Below are 15,520 nucleotides of genomic sequence, written 5' to 3'. Positions count from 1 at the left end.
CTTGACCTCGACAAAGATTTTGCGCTAACGTTCGCACAAACTGGGAGGAAATTCATGACACGGACCGTGCTGTTGACGGACTACGCCTGGCCGGATGACAAAGTGGAACGGGAGGTAATCGAGCAGGCCGGGTTCACCCTCGTCAGCGGTCCGGCCGAGCCGTCTCCGCCTGCCGAGATCGATGCTTTGGCTGCAAAGCATCAGCCGGACGCGATTCTGACCTGCTGGGCTCAAGTCAGCGAGACGGCAATCGCTGCGTCTCCTAACCTCAAGATCGTCGCTCGCCTCGGAGTTGGCCTGGACAATATTGCAGTCGATGCAGCGACGGAGCGGGGAATATGGGTCACGAATGTTCCCGATTATTGCGTTGCGGAGGTGTCTGACCATGCTGTCGGTTTCGCAATTGCCTGGGCCCGCGGCCTGATCCACTTCGATCGCGAAGTTCGCGGCGGGCGCTGGGACCCGGCTTCGGCAAATCTCCGCCGGCTTTCGGAGCTGGCCTGCGGCATCGTTGGCTTCGGCCGCATCGGTCGTGCAACGGCAGCAAAAATGCAGGCGCTCGGATGCCGGGTGCTAGCCTACGATCCCCATGCCTCGAATATTCCTGCGGATGTGGAGCTGGCCGACTTCGATACGCTTCTGGCCAGGAGCGATATCGTCATCGTCCATGCGCCGCTCGCGCCGGCGACGCGTCATCTCATCAACAGGGACGCCATCTCGAAGATGCGTCGCGGAAGCCTGCTGATCAATGTCAGCCGAGGCGGCGTTGTCGATACTGCTGCCGTGATCGAAGGCTTGGACTCCGGCATTCTGAGCGGCGTCGGCCTCGATGTCCTCGAGGATGAACCACGCGTTCCACCGGAGCTGATCGCTCATCCCGGCGCGATGATCACTCCGCACGTCGCCTTCTCCTCGGATGCTTCGCTGATCGAGCTGCGTCGCCGGGCGGCGGAGGAGGTCGTCAGGGTTCTCTGCGGAGAGACGCCTGAACAACCCCGCAACAGCCCCCGCCGCTAATGCCGCAAGGACACTGGGTTCATGTCTGTAGATGAGATGACGATTTTCGATGAGTTCTTGCTGAAGAGCGGCCTGAAGAATGCCTCTGAGGAGGCGATCTACAAGCCGCTGACGGGTGGTGTTTCTTCGGATATCTACCGTGTGGAGCTTCCCGGCCGGCTGATCTGCGTGAAGCGCGCACTTGCCAAGCTCAAGGTATCCGCCGATTGGCAGGCGCCGGTGTCGAGAAATGTATACGAATGGAACTGGATTTCCTTCGTGGCGCAGCACTTCCCTTCTGCCGTTCCGAAGCCTCTCGCACACGACGCGACGTCTGGCGTCTTCGCAATGGAGTTTCTTCCCGGCGATCAGTATCCGCTGTGGAAGACCGACCTGCTCCACGGAAGCGTTGACCGAAAAGCGGCAGAGCTAACGGGCCGGCGGATTGGACAGATCCATTCCGTCAGTGCCCGTATATCGGGGTTGCCGGAAAAGTTCGATTCCGGATCGAACTTCTATGCGCTTCGGCTCGAGCCATATCTGGTGGCGACCGCCGCCAAACATCCCTTCGTCAGCGATCGCCTCGCAGAGCTGGTTCAGCGCACGGCCGAAACAAAGCTGGCGCTTGTCCACGGCGACGTCAGCCCGAAGAACATTCTGCTGGGCAAGAACGGCCCTGTGTTCCTGGATGCCGAATGCGCCTGGTTTGGCGACCCGGCTTTCGACCTCGCCTTCTGCCTCAACCATCTCTTGTTGAAGAAGATTGTTGTTGGAAAGGTCGCATCTGAGCTCGCATCGTCATTCGCGGCGTTGACGGCGGCCTACCTGGATCAGGTCGATTGGGAGGATCGGGACGCTCTCGAGGCTCGGGCCGCAAGCTTGCTGCCCGCTCTCTTCCTCGCCCGGGTCGACGGCAAATCGCCCGTCGAATACATAACCGACGAATGCCAGCGCGAAACGGTCCGCAAAGCCGCCATCCCGCTGATCGCATCGCCTCGGCAAAAGCTGGCGGACGTGGCGCAGGCTTGGTTTCCATAACGAACGCAGGTTCCAGGCAGCGGCATGTTTCTTTGCCGCTGCGCCGAAAACCGTGTGGCTCTTGTGGAATGCTCAGAAGAGCGAAGCAACGACTTTCACGCAGCAATTCCCGTCATCGCTGCAAAGCCGGGAATGACGTTTCCGAACCCCCATCGGCGCGTCGCATGGGCGACCGAACAGGGCTCATCGGAAAAAGTGGCGCATTCATTCAACGAGGACATAAAGCCATCGCGCAATTGTCGCGATGGCGGATAAAAACTTTGCAGCTGCTTCGGCTCAGAACCGGGCGACCCAGCCTTCAAACGCGACCAGGAAGCTCTCGATGAACTTCTGGGTTCCTTCATTGAGGAACACCCCGTGATCGCCCACTAATTTGTCGGCCGTGCTCAGGTAAACTTCAGGCTGGGGCATGGCCGGCACGTTGATGTTGGTCAGGATAACCCTGAGCTGAAGTGCCGCTGCTGCGCCGCCAATGAGACCGGGAGAAGCTCCAGTCACCGCACCGGGCTTGTGATCCCACACGCTTTTTCCGAACGGGCGAGAACCGACTTCGATCGCGTTCTTCAATGCCGCGGGTACGGATCTATTGTATTCAGGCGTCACGAAGATCGCGCCATCGCAAGCCTTGATGCGCTCACGGAAGGATGTCCATTCCGTCGGCGGCGTCTCCGTCTCCAAGTCCTGGTTATAGAGCGGAAGGTCGCCGATCGGTACGATTTCCAGGTTCAGTCCGTCGGGCGCCACTTTCTGCATCGCGCGGGCGAACTTCAGGTTGATCGAAGCCTGACGAAGGCTTCCGACAAGGACCGCGATATCTTTCTTGGACATGTTCTCTCTTCTCGCGTGAGGGACGCGCCGGCGATAGCCGGCGCCGGTGATTGCTATTGATAAGAGGCAGGGACCGGAGGAACGACCACATAGTTGCTGAAGCCGCCATCGCGTTCGCCAATGCCTGATATGGCTTCGTTCACCCGCTCAAGCGGATAGATCTTGTGCTCGAGATACGACAGGTCGAGCACACCGGTGCGGACCATGTCTGCCATTTCCTGCCCCTGCGCAGCGCTGAACCAGTTCGAGCCGATGAGCTGAACTTGCTCGTCCATCAGCCACTTCACGTCGACCGGAACATCTTCTGCGACGCCGCCAACGACAACCACGCGGCCACCCCGACGAACTCCGCGCATGGAGTCGACCACGGTCGCGGCGGGGGCTCTCGCGCCCAGCGCACTGATAACGAAGTCCACTCCCTCGCCACCGGTTTGGGCCTTCGCCCATTCTCCGGTCGAGCCTTCGCCCAGCACGATGGTGTCGATGCGGTCAGGAGCGATGGCTTTTACGCGGTCCAGCAATTCCCTGCTTCTGCCGGTGCCCAGAATTTTGGAGATCCCCATCGCAAGACCGAGCTTGGTTGCCGCGACGCCAAGCGTACCGGTGATCCCGTCGATGAGGCAAACCTGGCCAGGTCCAGCCTGTGCATTCTTCAGGGCGCCGTAGGATGTACCGAGGTAACCGAAGCGGCCGGCCTGCTCGAAGCTGAGGTTATCCGGCAGGCACACGAGCGAGTATTCCGGGGCGGTCATGAATTGGCTGAAGCCGCCGTACGGATAAAGATCAAAGATTCTTTGACCATCGCGGCTGGTGCTGAAATACCCATTCAAGGTGTAGTAGCGGCATTGGCTGCGGTTGCCTGACCGGCACGCCTTGCAAGAACCGCAGGATCTGAGAGGGCTTACATAGACACGATCGCCAATTTTGACATTGGTGACCGCCTCGCCGACTTCGGCGACGACCCCGGCTGGGTCCAAACCAAACACTGCCGGAAACTTCGGCAGTGGCTGGTGGGGGAACCAGGTTGGCCAATTATTGATGACGTTGGCCATGTTGGGCACGATACCGCAGGCCCTGACCTGCACCAGGACGTCGTTGGGCCGGGGCGTGGGAACCGGAATCTCATCCAGCGACATCGGCTGATGCAGAGCATGCAGCCGAGCGGCGATCATAGTCTTAACCATTAACTCCTCCATAGGGACATCGGTCGGACCGTGCCCGACCGAATGCAATTTTTGCAGTTTTAGACAGGTGCGCGGCACAGAGCCGAGCGGCATTCGTCAGGGGACCAGGAACTCCTTCCCAGCCGGTCGGAAATCCGCAGGCCAGACAGTCACCCAATCCTTTCCTTGAACTTGCTTGAGCTTCGTCGATTGCTTCCCGGCATTGAACTTGCCGTCGAAAGTCCTTGGCCCGACGACCGTCTCGACGGTATTCGAGCGCAACCACGCAGCCATCGCGGCGTCGTCCAATTTCCCTGCCCCTTCTGCCGCCGCTGCAAGGATTTGCCACGCAGCATATTCGACCGCAGCCTGATACTCCGTACGCGGATAGGGGAAACCCGCCGCCTTAGCCTTGCTGTCATAAGCGCTCACGAATTCCTGGGCGCCGTGATACCTGAGGAACGGCTCGTGCTCTTCAAACCAGGTCAGCGAGGTCAAGCCGTTCGCTTTGGGATGAGCTGCGGTCGGGCCGGGTGCCGGGAACAGATAGAATTGGTTCCTGGGCTGGTAATCGATCCGACCCATTGCATCGAGAAGCTGCACGGCCTCCATGCCGATCGCACCGGACCACAGCAGGTCCGGATCAGCCGCTTTGATGCGGTTCGCGATTGCGCCGAAGTCCTTCGTGCCGAACTCGTATTCAAGGTCCAGCACGTTCTCGATGCCACGCTTCTCAGCAACTTGCTGGCCGCCCTTGGCGATCGTCAGGGCCGACGGGAATTTGCTCGTGACGAACGCGATCGTCTTGGGAGGGGTCGGCAGGCTCGCATAGGCATCGAGAACAACCTCGGTATCCGCCGATTGCGGCTCGGCCCCGATCGGAAGAGATGGGAACTGCAGCGGATACGGCGCGAGACTCGGGTCCCCCAGGCTGCTCTGAACCAGCATCTTCTTGAAGCGAGCGGCAACGCCCATTGCTGCGATGATCGAAGACGTGCCATAGGGGCCCATCAGCAGATCGACCCTATCGGCGGTCACCAGGCGCTCATAGAGCGTTCGAGCATTGGCGGGCAGCGATTGGTCGTCGAGAAGGACGAACTCCACCTTTCGTCCGAGAATACCGCCTTTGGCGTTGATCTGTTCGACGAACACCTCTGCGGCGAGCTTGTGGATTGCGCCTACGCCCGCAAGCGGGCCCGTTAACGGCAGCGTTCCACCGACGCGGACCGGCCCTTCCTGGGCAAAAACCCTCGGCATCGAGCTGAAAGCTGCTACTGCGGCTGCAGACCCGAGGAACGTTCGTCTATTCAGTATAACGGAATTCGCACTCATCTCATCCTCCCAGATGCTTCCGGCATGTCATCATCAGTCTCTGCCGCCGGCGGCAGGTCTCAGCTCTTTGCCAGCCCCTCTGCGTAGCGTTCCAGCGTCATGGGGTTCGGCATTTTCTCGGGGTGCTCCAGCGGTACTCCCGTAAATTCGCTGGCCTCGAAGAACCACTTCGAGACGGCCGGCATTCCCCAATGGACATTGGTGCTAAGGGCTGCCGCGTCCCAACGAATGGGCTCCAATTCCGCGTCTATCGTAGTGTAGTGATTGTTGAAGAACTCCACCCGGTGTCCATCGGGATCGCGCAGGTAGACGAACAGGACTCCGGAAGGGCCATGGCGTCCGGGTCCGCGCTCAACGCTGTCGCCATATCCATAACGGCTGGCAAAATCGCACACGGCGAAGATGTCGCTGCTTTCGGGAACCGTATAAGCAAAATGATGCAATTGGGGGCCGATGCCCGGCACCAACGCCAGATCGAGGCAGACACCTTTGCGATACATGAAGTTCGCAATGAGATTGTCGCCGGCCGCGATATATTCCGAAGTCCGGAAACCGAGTTCGCCGTAGAACGCGCTTAGACCCAACGGATCGGCGACCATGATCTGGCAATGATCGAGCCCCTGGGCTCGGGCGCCACGATGTTCATGCACCTCGAGGAACTTACGGGGATGGACACTCATGCTGGAGCAAAGCTCGATGCGAGCGCCCGACGGGTCGCTGACGAGCAGGGTCCGCCCTTGATTTCGAACTTCGACCCATTCCGCCGGAAGCCCCTTCTCATCAAAGAAGAACTTGGCCTTGTCGAGGTCCTCCTCCAGAAACACCCGGTAACCGATCCGCCTGCACGTCGGCTTCCCGCCGGCAGGTGCGAGCACGAGACTGTGATGGCAGGCCTCGGACAATCCGCGAAGGTATGAAACACCGTCCGCGAATTCTGTTTCAATCAGGCCGCCGACATTGAGGTAGAAATCTCGGCTACGCTCCACATCATTCACTTCAAGCACGACGTGGCTGAAGCGCGTGATGTTGAAGGGAGGTTTCAAATTAACAGCCGGAAGCATGTCATCCTCATCTATTTTTGCTAACGTTAGCATAAAAGGGCCGGCGCTTTTGTCAACGCCTGTTATTGAGCGAGACCCGCAACCGCCATCCAAAATCTAACCTACAGCAGCAACTGCGGCTGGCTTTTCAGCCAAGTCTAGCGCCGACCAGCCAGCAAACGAGGCCTCTTTTCCAAGGGCCTCCTCGATACGGAGAACCTCGTTCCACTTGGCCATCCGCTCGGAGCGTGAGAACGATCCGACCTTGAGCTGCCTGGCATCCCAACCGACCGACAGATGGGCGATCGTCACATCTTCCGTCTCACCGGATCTGGCCGAAACAATTGTCCGAAAGCCCGCTTTCTTGGCAACGGAGAGCGCGTCGAACGTCTCTGTGATCGTGCCCGCCTGGTTCGGCTTGATCAGAACCGCATTGGCGCTTTTATCCCTGATCGCTTCGGTTACCCGCGCCGCGTTCGTCACGAAGAAGTCGTCGCCGATGATTTGGCATTTGGAGCCGTAGCGAGCGGTAAACTCCTTGAATCCATCCGGATCGTCCTCAGCAAGCGGATCCTCGATAGAGACGATAGGATAGGACTTCAACCAGCCGCCAAGCATGTCGATCATCTCGGCCGTATCGAGCTGCCGATCTTCCAACGCCAGCGAATACTTACCCTCACGACCGAATTCGGAGGCCGCAATGTCGAGCGATATGGCAACTTCGCCGCCTGGCTTCAGACCGGCGGCCTCGATCGAACGCACCAAGGCGTCGAGAGCTTCTTCATTGCTGGTGAAGGCAGGCCAATAGCCTCCTTCGTCCGCCACGCCCTGGAGCTTTCCGGCACGTTTCATAATGTCGCCTGCCGCGCGGTAGACTTCAGCGGTCCACTCCAAAGCCTCCGCGAAAGTCGAGGCAGCAGGGCACATGACCATGAAATCCTGGACGTCTACCCGGCGTGCTGCATGCGCTCCACCTCCAAAAATCTGGATTTCCGGCAGTGGCATCGTAATCCCCCTGTCGGAGCCCGCGAGATACCGCCAGATCGGTTGGCCGGCCGCAGCCGCTGCCGCGTGAAGCAACGCCATCGATGTTGCCACCGATGCATTTCCACCCAGTCTGCTCCGGTTCGGGGTGCCGTCCAGCTCGATGATGGCGTGGTCCAGCTCGGCTTGATCATTGGCATTCCGGCCGACCAGCAACTTGGCGATTTCTCCGTTGACGGCAGTCAGGGCCTTGTTGATCCCCAAGCCGGCAAAGGCGCTGCCGCCGTCACGAAGGTCGAGCGCCTCGCCAGTGCCGGTCGATGCACCAGCGGGTGCAATGGCCCGCCCGGTCGCACCGGAGGCCAGCTCGATCTCTACCTCAACGGTGGGCCTGCCACGGGAATCCCAGACGCGACGGCCCTGCACTTTTCGGATTTCGGTGTTGGTCATGTTCAGTTGGTCCACAAGGTCAGATTGAAATTGGATCATTAGGCCTCACAGGCCGTCATCATAATCCGTCATATCGGGGGTCCGAGCGCCAACCAGCACCACGGCGATGGTTGCCGGTTTGTCGCTCTTGTTTCGCCAGGCGTGACGCGTTCCGTTCTGTACGAAGGCGTCGAACTGGCGCAAACGGGTCTCATAGCCACCGTCGAGTTCCATCCAGATCTCGCCGTCGAGAACAATTCCATAATCGACGGTGGGCGTTTGATGTTTGCCATCCGGCTCGAAGCGTTCGGCCAAACCTGGACTGACCGCCAGATTCTCCGCAAGAGCGGCCGGACCATCAAAATTCGGAGCCATAAAAACAGCATCTGGTGGGAACGTTAGCACTAGAAAGCGCGTTTCGCCGGGTTCCGGAACGAAGCTTGCGACCAGCGGAGTTGGATCGGTTCCGTTGAATGGAACGGCCGTGGACGTCGAAGTCGACCAGATCATCCGCGAGACCAATCCAGGGACCGTCCTGAATATGTCCGTGCGGGGAACGGCGCCGTCCTGGGCAAACCTGGCAGCACCCTGACTGCCGTGTTCCGTCACGACGCGCCGAAGATGTACGGGAACTCTCCCGCTCGAATTTTCAGATACCAAGATACGCCTCCCTGATGCTTGGATCATTGATGAGAACCTCCGGCGCTCCGGAGGCCGTCACGCGGCCTTGCTCGATCACGTAGGCCTGATGGGCAATTTCCAGCGCCTTGTTCACGTTCTGCTCGACGAGCAGCACCGCTACGCCTCGCTCATTGATCATCTGGATGATTTTGAACATTTCCCCGACGATCAAAGGCGACAGCCCGAGCGACGGCTCGTCCATGAGCAAGACGCGCGGCTTGGCCATCAGGCCACGGCCGATCGCAACCATTTGCTGCTGCCCACCCGACAAGGAACCCGCCAACGAATCCTGGCGCTCTTTCAAAATAGGGAAAAGCTGAAATACCTCAGCGAGCGTGGCGTCGCGCTCCGCACGAGCGACCGAGCGGTACGCACCGAGCAACAGATTGTCGAGGACCGTCATCGCCGTGAAGAGACGGCGCCCTTCCGGGACCACTGCTATGCCGTAATCGCAGACCCGATGACTAGGCACCTTGGAAACGTCGTTACCCTCGATAACGATCTTTCCTTTGTGCGGGCGGAGAATTCCGGCGATGGCATTGACCAGCGTGCTCTTCCCTGCCCCGTTCGGACCGACGACTGAAACGATCTCGCCTGGCTTTACACTGATAGACAGGTCCCACAGAGCGATCGCATCTCCGTAGCCGACCTCGATCTTATCGACCTCAAGCAGCATGACTGGCCCCCAAATAGACGCTGACCACAGCCGGATCTCTCATCGTTTCGCTTGGATGCCCAAGCGCCAGAACTTTACCCTGATCCAGCACAGCAACACGGTCCGCCAAAGCGACAACCGCCCGCATGAGATGTTCGACGAAGATGATCGTCGTACCGCCAGCCTTGATCCGCTTGATCATTTCAACCGCGTGGTCGACCTCGGCCGGATTCAAGCCACAGAGCACCTCATCGAGCAGGAGCAGACGCGGTTTTGCGGCCAGCGCTCTCGCGAATTCGACAAACTTTCGGTCATGCAGGTTCAATGCTGCGGGGAGCACCCCGGACTTCCCAGCCAGGCCGGTAATGGCGAGCGCCTCCCTGGTAACCGCGTCGACCGCAGCCGCGCCCATTTCATCTGCGCTACCAAATTTCGCGCAGAGCTGAACGTTTTCGAGGACTGTCAGATTATCGAACAAGCGCGGGATCTGGTACGTCCGCGCCACGCCCTGCTGCGCGATCAGATGTGGTGACCGGCCGGAAATCTTCTCGCCTTCCAGTGTGATCGTACCGGAGGTCATGGCGTAGTGGCCGCTGATCATGTTGATCAGTGTGGACTTGCCGGAGCCATTCGGGCCAACCAGAGCCAGGATTTCACCCCGCCGAACGTCCAGCGTCACGCCGGTCAAGGCGCGGATACCGCCGAAGGATTTGGTGACATTCTCGCATTTGAGAAGCACCGGACCGGAACCTGCTGCGGCTAGAGGCGCGAGCTGAGTCACGGCCTGAGCAACCGTCTCCGGTGCGGCAATTCCGCCGCGCCTGTCGGCAAACCTGCGAATAAGGCTGGGGACGATGCCGGACGGCAGCAGGAGGATTACAACTATCAGCGCAAGAGCGACGCCGGCACGGCCGAATTCCGCATGAGCGCCGCTGACGATAGCGCTCTGCAACACGGTGATGATGACCGCGCCGATCGCAGGCCCAGCCCAATGGCGAGCACCGCCGAGAATGCTCATGAGCACGACATAGAGAGGAACGGTCACCGCAAACGTCTCGCCAACCGTGACGTAGCCTACATATAGGGCGTGAATCGCACCCATTCCGCCTGCAAGTGCCGACGAAACCGCAAACGAGATCAGCTTATAGCGAAATGTCGGAACGCCTTTCACCTCTGCGACGTCTTCATCGTCGTGGATTGCGAGCAAGCCCTGACCGAATTTGCTGTGAAAGATGAAGTATGACGTCGCCAGCGCAGCAAGAGCCGCGATAAGCCCGAACATGTAGAGGGAGCCGGACGCCGTCACACCGATCATCGGGATTTCGATCCCCGAGAGGAATACGCCTGTGCCCGAGTCCAGCGGGGTGTTTGACACAATGGCCGCGACAACGAACGTCACCGACAGCGTCAGCAGCGCGAAGAACTCACCGCGCAGAGCTCCGGAACGAAAGACAACCAAGCCAATCAGAACAGCGATTGCGGCCGCCAGCAGTGCTGCAGCAGGTATCGTCGCGACGAAAGGCCACGACAACTGCGTTGCCAGCGTGGCGGTTGTGTAGACGCCAATCCCGAAAAACGCGGCGTGCCCAAAACTCCAATAACCCGTATAACCGCTCAGGATGCCCCAGCTCGTTGCCAGCACGACCCAGAAGAAGATGATATACAGATAGGAAAGGTAGTAATCCGCCATTCCCAGGTAAGGCAGCAAGGCCAGGACCGCTACGACAGGCGCCGTGATTAGAAGCTTTTTCATAATCAAATCACCGGTTTGCGCAAGAGGATGACGATGAGCACGCTGAATGCTACGAGCGGCGCCCAAGCGGGATTCACAACTGACATGGTAAGGCTCTCGGCCACGCCAATCAGCATTCCGGCGCCCAGTGCACCGATGGGGCTGCCCAATCCTCCAATGATGGCGACGGCAAATACGACCCCTATCCAGGCCTCGATTTGAGATGGCGCCAAAGTTCCGATCAGGGCGATGAAGACACCGGCGATACCCGCTGTCGCCGAGCAAAGGCCAGCCAGAATATATGACACGCGAGCAGAGTTGATGCCGAAAGCTGACGCTACGGGGGCGTCATGGGCGGCCGCACGCAGCGCCTTGCCGAGCATGGTCTTGTTCAACGCGTACCAGGCCGCTCCGGCAAGCACCCCGGCGCACACAAAGGCGGAAAGATCCAGCACGGGCACAAAGATCGGTCCGAGCCGGATGGTGGTCTGGGCATAGGGTGTTTCATAACGAAGGAAGTCAGCCGACCAAATCCATTGGATCAGCGACTCGATCAGGATCGTGACGCCGAACGTCACCAGGAGAGACGCGAATTCCTTCACCTGGAAGCGTACGAACACGCTGTGCAGCGCAACGCCGAGCGCGAAAAACAGCGGCGCGATCACCAGAACGCTCAAATATGCCGGGACGCCGTAAACGGTGCCAAACTGATAGGTCAGGTAAGCACCAAGGAAGGCCAGCGCGAAGTGACTGAGGTTTACCAGCTTCAACAAGCCCCAGCTCAGGCTGAGGCCCATCGCTAGCAGGCCATACATCCCACCCAGCAAGACGCCACCAACAGCCGATTGCAAGAAAAGAGCAAGGGTCATCAGGATCCACGTCCTTCTGTGGATACGATGATCGGCTCCAGGAACACCAGAACATCCATACGTTATGCCTCCTCCCATTTGCGCTAACGTTCGCACAACATTGGTCTCATAGCGAAGCCTGCCTGTCAACGGCGTTCAACAGGTTAATTCGCTGCCGGAGTTCGTTTCAGGCGCGGCGACAACGAGCGAGAAGTCCCGGAACGCGAGATCAAGCCTATGAGAAATTTGGAATTTTTATGACTACGCCTCGTCACCGAGCCGAGGCATCGGGGCGAAAATTAGATCGCATCGATTTGGCGAAATCGATTGTGATTTCGGAGTTTGACAACTGCGACGTCAGTGCTATCGTTGGCGAAAGCGATCATTCGAGCTAAGCACAATGGTAACAATTAAAGACATCGCCGCCACACTGCAAGTTTCACCCTCAACCGTGGGTCGCGCCCTTGCCGACGATCGACGCATCAGCGCCGAGATGAAGCGAAAGGTGAACGAAGCTGCAACTCAAGCGGGGTACATTGCCAATCGTGCCGCACGCATGATGCGTGGGGTTCAGAGTAATCTCGTTGGGCTGATCGTTCCAGATATCCGGAACAGCTTTTATTCAACCATTGCCCATGCTCTGTCGCGGTGCCTTCTTTCAGCGAATTACCAGCTGACCTTGTGTGAAACCGATGACGACAGAATGCACGAGCTTCGTCACATCAAGGAACTCACAAGCGTCAACGTCGCCGGGATCATTCTGGTCCCGAGCGCAAAACCTCATCCCGATTCTGCGCGAATCCTGAAGATGACGCCTCACATCCAACTGCTGCGAAAGGCGCCGCTGCTCGGCGAACAATGGTTTGGGATTGATGACAGACGGGCGCTTTACGAAAGCACTGAACATATCATCAATGAAGGCCACAAACGGATCGCTTATATCGGCGGAACGGAAGAGCTGCCCACTGGCGCAGCCCGCGTGCAGGGTTTCCGGGACGCGGTAAAGAGCTCCTGCCACACGATCACCATTTATGAGGAACTGGGCGCGCCTTCGTCGACCGAATTCGGACGGGCGGCCGTGCGTCGCCTTCTTTCCTTGAAGGATCGACCGACGGCGGTTGTGATCGGTGCGGTACAAAACACTTCCGGAGTCATTGATGAAATACAGGATCAGGCTTTGCGCGTCCCCCGCGACATTTCCGTCATCGGGTTTGGCGATGAACTTGGGTATCGGTGGTGGGGGCCGGGACTGACGACGGTCCAGTTGCCTGTTTCGGAGTTGGCAACGGCTTGCGGGCTTTGGTTCCTGCATCATCTTCAGAACAAGGGTGACCTAAGCAAGCCCTACAGCTTCATCTCTCCGCCCCAGTTGGTCATTCGCGGCAGCACGAGCGCCCCGTGAAATGCCGGCAGGATGCCGATCTCCCGCAGCAAGCCGTCGAATCAAAGAGAGGCGCCCCGTCCAGCGACGTGCACCTCTCTTTGATTGGCTGCGATTCATCCCATATTCCAGGGCCGGACGCTGAAAGCTCTGGAATGATCTTGATGAGACGCCGCCAAAACTAAAGCATGTCGCGCAAAAGTGTGCCGTGGTTTTGCGACAACGACATGCGTAAAAACAAAGATCTAAAGCGCGAGGAGCGAATCTGAAAGATCGCGACGCGCTTTAGGCGGCAGGCCGAGGTGGACGCCGCTTCCACGCCGCCCGCCTGCTCACCGGTACCCCTCTTCAAGATCGATCTTCAGCGCGCCCATGAGACGAACGCCGGAATTGTACCAGGCGACATTGATCGACAATTCGACAAGCTGCTTCTCCGACAGGAACTTTGCGACCCCGTTCCACACCTCATCGGAAACATCGACGTTCAGCGTGGAGTCCTTGGCAAAGGCCATCACAGCCTTTTCCTGCTCGTTAAAAAGATCCGAGTTTTCGAAATTCGGAACGGCATGGAACTGCTCCTCCGTCAGGCCCGCCCTGAGGCCATGAGAGTGATGATGCTTCACTTCATACTCGGAGTTTGTACAGTAACCGACCGTCAGGATCGCCATCTCACGCAGCTTCGGGCTGAGGTCAGCCGCCCGGACCGCATTCGCATAGGTCAGGAAGTCGTTGAGGACTGCTGGAGCATTGGCGAGCGCAAGGAAGATATTTCCGGTCGGAACCTTCCTCTCCTTCAGCAGGCGCTCATTGAGTGCGGGTTGCGTCTCGGCCAGTTCGGTATTCGAGACATATTTTACGCGTGCCATTTATCCACCCTCAACTTTGTCTTTCGCAAATCTCCCTGCCAGAGGCCGCCCTGTGCAGAACCGTCTCATCGGCATATGCTAACGTTAGCATCAATATCACTCGAAATCTTAAGGTCAAACGAAATTTTCGCGCCGCGATATAAATCCACCTGAGGAGAGTCTCCGCTCGCGCGGCGCTTAGTGCGGAGCGGGAACCACGGGGTTTTTCAAAACGCCGATCCCGGGAATTTCCACCTCGAGATCGTCACCGGGAACGATCGGCCCGACGCCCGCGGGCGTACCGGTCATGATCACATCCCCGGGCAGTAGCGTCATGAAACGGCTTAAGTAAGCAACGATGTCAGCAACCGGGTTGACGAGATCTCGCGTATTCCCGGACTGTTTGACGATGCCGTTCTGACGAAGGATGACGTCAAGGTTCGTCGGATCGAGATCCGTTATGATAGCCGGACCCATCGGTGCAAAAGTATCGTAGCCCTTGCCCGCCAACAGGCATCCGAATTTGCTTTCCTGCCGCTGTATGACGCGGTCGCTGATATCGTTGCCGCATGTGTAGCCGAGGACGTGCTGCAAGGCCTTTTCCTTGCTGATGTGACGTCCGCCTTTGCCTATGATGGCAACCAGTTCTGCCTCGTAGTGCACGATTTCGCCGTCACGCGGATATTCAATCGCATCGCCGCTGCCGCTCGCTGCCGTACTTGGCTTCATAAACAGCACCGGAAGCGTCGGCTGCTCTTTTCCGGACTCGTCGGTGTGCTGTCGGTAATTGTACGCGACGCCAAATATCCGAGGCCGCTCCACCGGGCACAAGAGGCGGACGTCTGAAAGCCGATCCACCTCCCCTGTCCACTCGATAGTTTCAAACGGATCACCGGCAATACGTTCAATCCTGCCCTCACTTTCAGCCCCGTAGTGAATTCCATCGACGGCCTGGTAGCGCACAATCTTCATTTTTCGATCTCCACTTTTGCTAACGTTAGCGCACTCGTGAGGAGTTCGTCAATGTACCTCGATCTGTGGTCAATGTCGAAGGCGCCAAGTGCGGACGACGGCGACCACACTGTGCCAGAGTGGCATGCTCATGCGATTATCGCCGCTGCCGTGAAACCAATATCAAGCGGTTTTCTGACGGTTCGGAAACATCAGCCGGTAGCCCTGAGGTAACGATGACGATTGCATCTGAAACATGCGTGCGCTGCGCTGTATCCAGTGCTACCCGAGCAATTTGTATGCTGGCTGCTGTTTCGCAGCGCCCCAAAACGTAGAAATGCCTGCGTATGCTGCAGGCAGTTGACATCTGTTGCCGGCGTCCGACCCAGCTGTTCCAGTTCGTGCAGAATGCGACCGAGGGTGAGGGTTCGGCGTTCATGATGATCGCGCCTCCACTGGGGTTCGATAGAGGATGACCCGACCGGTCGGTACGATCTGTGAGAGGAAATCAAAGTCGCGGACGTTGCCAGTCAGCACGCTCGCACCCAGCTGCCGTGCCTGCAAGAAAACCATGGCGTCATTGACGAAGCCGCGCTCATGTCCTTCCCCCTTTGGCA

At 58.6% G+C, this 15,520-nt stretch carries 14 protein-coding genes and 1 pseudogene; 3 read left to right on the top strand and 12 right to left on the bottom strand.

Annotated elements, in window-relative coordinates:
* Window positions 1–54 precede the first annotated feature (54 nt).
* Both G9X67_RS30475 and G9X67_RS30470 read left to right on the top strand, forming a co-directional pair.
* On the top strand, window positions 55–1,017 hold the full coding sequence (locus tag G9X67_RS30475; RefSeq protein ID WP_171600371.1) for a C-terminal binding protein: 963 nt from the start codon (window positions 55–57) through the stop codon (window positions 1,015–1,017).
* 21 nt (window positions 1,018–1,038) lie between these two features.
* Window positions 1,039–2,034: an aminoglycoside phosphotransferase family protein gene (locus G9X67_RS30470; RefSeq protein WP_171600370.1), complete on the top strand. Its 996-nt coding sequence runs from the start codon at window positions 1,039–1,041 to the stop codon at window positions 2,032–2,034.
* 276 nt (window positions 2,035–2,310) lie between these two features.
* Here the strand turns inward: G9X67_RS30470 and G9X67_RS30465 are convergent, their stop codons facing one another.
* From G9X67_RS30465 to G9X67_RS30425, 9 genes are all read right to left on the bottom strand, one after another.
* Window positions 2,311–2,862 (bottom strand): NAD(P)H-dependent oxidoreductase, encoded by a 552-nt coding sequence (locus G9X67_RS30465; RefSeq protein WP_113546418.1) that lies wholly within the window; start codon window positions 2,860–2,862, stop codon window positions 2,311–2,313.
* A 53-nt stretch (window positions 2,863–2,915) separates the two neighbouring features.
* The gene (locus G9X67_RS30460) at window positions 2,916–4,034 is read right to left on the bottom strand and encodes an alcohol dehydrogenase catalytic domain-containing protein (protein WP_171600581.1); all 1,119 of its coding nucleotides are present in this window, start codon (window positions 4,032–4,034) and stop codon (window positions 2,916–2,918) included.
* Between the two features lie 108 nt (window positions 4,035–4,142).
* The gene (locus G9X67_RS30455; RefSeq protein ID WP_171600369.1) at window positions 4,143–5,357 is read right to left on the bottom strand and encodes an amino acid ABC transporter substrate-binding protein; all 1,215 of its coding nucleotides are present in this window, start codon (window positions 5,355–5,357) and stop codon (window positions 4,143–4,145) included.
* Between the two features lie 59 nt (window positions 5,358–5,416).
* Complete coding sequence (locus G9X67_RS30450; RefSeq protein WP_171600368.1) at window positions 5,417–6,418, bottom strand: VOC family protein; 1,002 nt, start codon at window positions 6,416–6,418, stop codon at window positions 5,417–5,419.
* A 96-nt stretch (window positions 6,419–6,514) separates the two neighbouring features.
* On the bottom strand, window positions 6,515–7,870 hold the full coding sequence (eno, locus tag G9X67_RS30445; RefSeq protein ID WP_246705475.1) for a phosphopyruvate hydratase: 1,356 nt from the start codon (window positions 7,868–7,870) through the stop codon (window positions 6,515–6,517).
* 6 nt (window positions 7,871–7,876) lie between these two features.
* A complete protein-coding gene (locus G9X67_RS30440) occupies window positions 7,877–8,320 on the bottom strand; it encodes a cupin domain-containing protein (protein ID WP_246705474.1) in 444 nt (147 codons plus the stop codon).
* Window positions 8,321–8,459: 139 nt separating this feature from the next.
* Window positions 8,460–9,167 (bottom strand): ABC transporter ATP-binding protein, encoded by a 708-nt coding sequence (locus tag G9X67_RS30435; RefSeq protein ID WP_018244723.1) that lies wholly within the window; start codon window positions 9,165–9,167, stop codon window positions 8,460–8,462.
* Window positions 9,157–10,899, bottom strand: a complete 1,743-nt coding sequence (locus G9X67_RS30430; protein WP_171600366.1) for a branched-chain amino acid ABC transporter ATP-binding protein/permease — start codon at window positions 10,897–10,899, stop codon at window positions 9,157–9,159. Before G9X67_RS30430 ends, G9X67_RS30435 begins: the two co-directional genes overlap by 11 nt.
* Window positions 10,900–10,901: 2 nt before the next feature.
* Window positions 10,902–11,747, bottom strand: a complete 846-nt coding sequence (locus G9X67_RS30425; RefSeq protein WP_171600365.1) for a branched-chain amino acid ABC transporter permease — start codon at window positions 11,745–11,747, stop codon at window positions 10,902–10,904.
* A 379-nt stretch (window positions 11,748–12,126) separates the two neighbouring features.
* Here G9X67_RS30425 and G9X67_RS30420 point away from each other — a divergent pair, with 379 nt between their 5' ends.
* Window positions 12,127–13,128, top strand: coding sequence for a LacI family DNA-binding transcriptional regulator (locus tag G9X67_RS30420; protein WP_171600364.1), 1,002 nt, complete (start codon window positions 12,127–12,129; stop codon window positions 13,126–13,128).
* Between the two features lie 311 nt (window positions 13,129–13,439).
* Here the strand turns inward: G9X67_RS30420 and G9X67_RS30415 are convergent, their stop codons facing one another.
* The 3 genes and pseudogenes from G9X67_RS30415 to G9X67_RS34775 all read right to left on the bottom strand — a co-directional run.
* Complete coding sequence (locus G9X67_RS30415) at window positions 13,440–13,973, bottom strand: carboxymuconolactone decarboxylase family protein (protein ID WP_171600363.1); 534 nt, start codon at window positions 13,971–13,973, stop codon at window positions 13,440–13,442.
* 177 nt (window positions 13,974–14,150) lie between these two features.
* Window positions 14,151–14,924 carry a fumarylacetoacetate hydrolase family protein gene (locus tag G9X67_RS30410; protein WP_171600362.1) on the bottom strand — a complete coding sequence of 258 codons (774 nt, stop codon included), beginning with the start codon at window positions 14,922–14,924 and terminating at the stop codon, window positions 14,151–14,153.
* Window positions 14,925–15,338: 414 nt separating this feature from the next.
* Window positions 15,339–15,520, bottom strand: a pseudogene (locus G9X67_RS34775) (hypothetical protein); the annotation flags it as partial.

This window comes from Rhizobium sp. WYCCWR 11152 (assembly GCF_013087615.1).
In the GTDB taxonomy this organism is placed as follows: domain Bacteria; phylum Pseudomonadota; class Alphaproteobacteria; order Rhizobiales; family Rhizobiaceae; genus Rhizobium; species Rhizobium indicum.
Note: the sequence above shows the minus strand (reverse complement) of the source record. Positions and strands in the feature narration are given on the sequence as shown.

Coding starts and splice junctions, on each gene's coding strand:
- G9X67_RS30475 (WP_171600371.1), top strand. CDS start 55: ATGACACGGACCGTGCTGTTGACGGACTACGCCTGGCCGGATGACAAA.
- G9X67_RS30470 (WP_171600370.1), top strand. CDS start 1,039: ATGTCTGTAGATGAGATGACGATTTTCGATGAGTTCTTGCTGAAGAGC.
- G9X67_RS30465 (WP_113546418.1), bottom strand. CDS start 2,862: ATGTCCAAGAAAGATATCGCGGTCCTTGTCGGAAGCCTTCGTCAGGCT.
- G9X67_RS30460 (WP_171600581.1), bottom strand. CDS start 4,034: ATGATCGCCGCTCGGCTGCATGCTCTGCATCAGCCGATGTCGCTGGAT.
- G9X67_RS30455 (WP_171600369.1), bottom strand. CDS start 5,357: ATGAGTGCGAATTCCGTTATACTGAATAGACGAACGTTCCTCGGGTCT.
- G9X67_RS30450 (WP_171600368.1), bottom strand. CDS start 6,418: ATGCTTCCGGCTGTTAATTTGAAACCTCCCTTCAACATCACGCGCTTC.
- eno (WP_246705475.1), bottom strand. CDS start 7,870: ATGATCCAATTTCAATCTGACCTTGTGGACCAACTGAACATGACCAAC.
- G9X67_RS30440 (WP_246705474.1), bottom strand. CDS start 8,320: ATGATCTGGTCGACTTCGACGTCCACGGCCGTTCCATTCAACGGAACC.
- G9X67_RS30435 (WP_018244723.1), bottom strand. CDS start 9,167: ATGCTGCTTGAGGTCGATAAGATCGAGGTCGGCTACGGAGATGCGATC.
- G9X67_RS30430 (WP_171600366.1), bottom strand. CDS start 10,899: ATGAAAAAGCTTCTAATCACGGCGCCTGTCGTAGCGGTCCTGGCCTTG.
- G9X67_RS30425 (WP_171600365.1), bottom strand. CDS start 11,747: ATGACCCTTGCTCTTTTCTTGCAATCGGCTGTTGGTGGCGTCTTGCTG.
- G9X67_RS30420 (WP_171600364.1), top strand. CDS start 12,127: ATGGTAACAATTAAAGACATCGCCGCCACACTGCAAGTTTCACCCTCA.
- G9X67_RS30415 (WP_171600363.1), bottom strand. CDS start 13,973: ATGGCACGCGTAAAATATGTCTCGAATACCGAACTGGCCGAGACGCAA.
- G9X67_RS30410 (WP_171600362.1), bottom strand. CDS start 14,924: ATGAAGATTGTGCGCTACCAGGCCGTCGATGGAATTCACTACGGGGCT.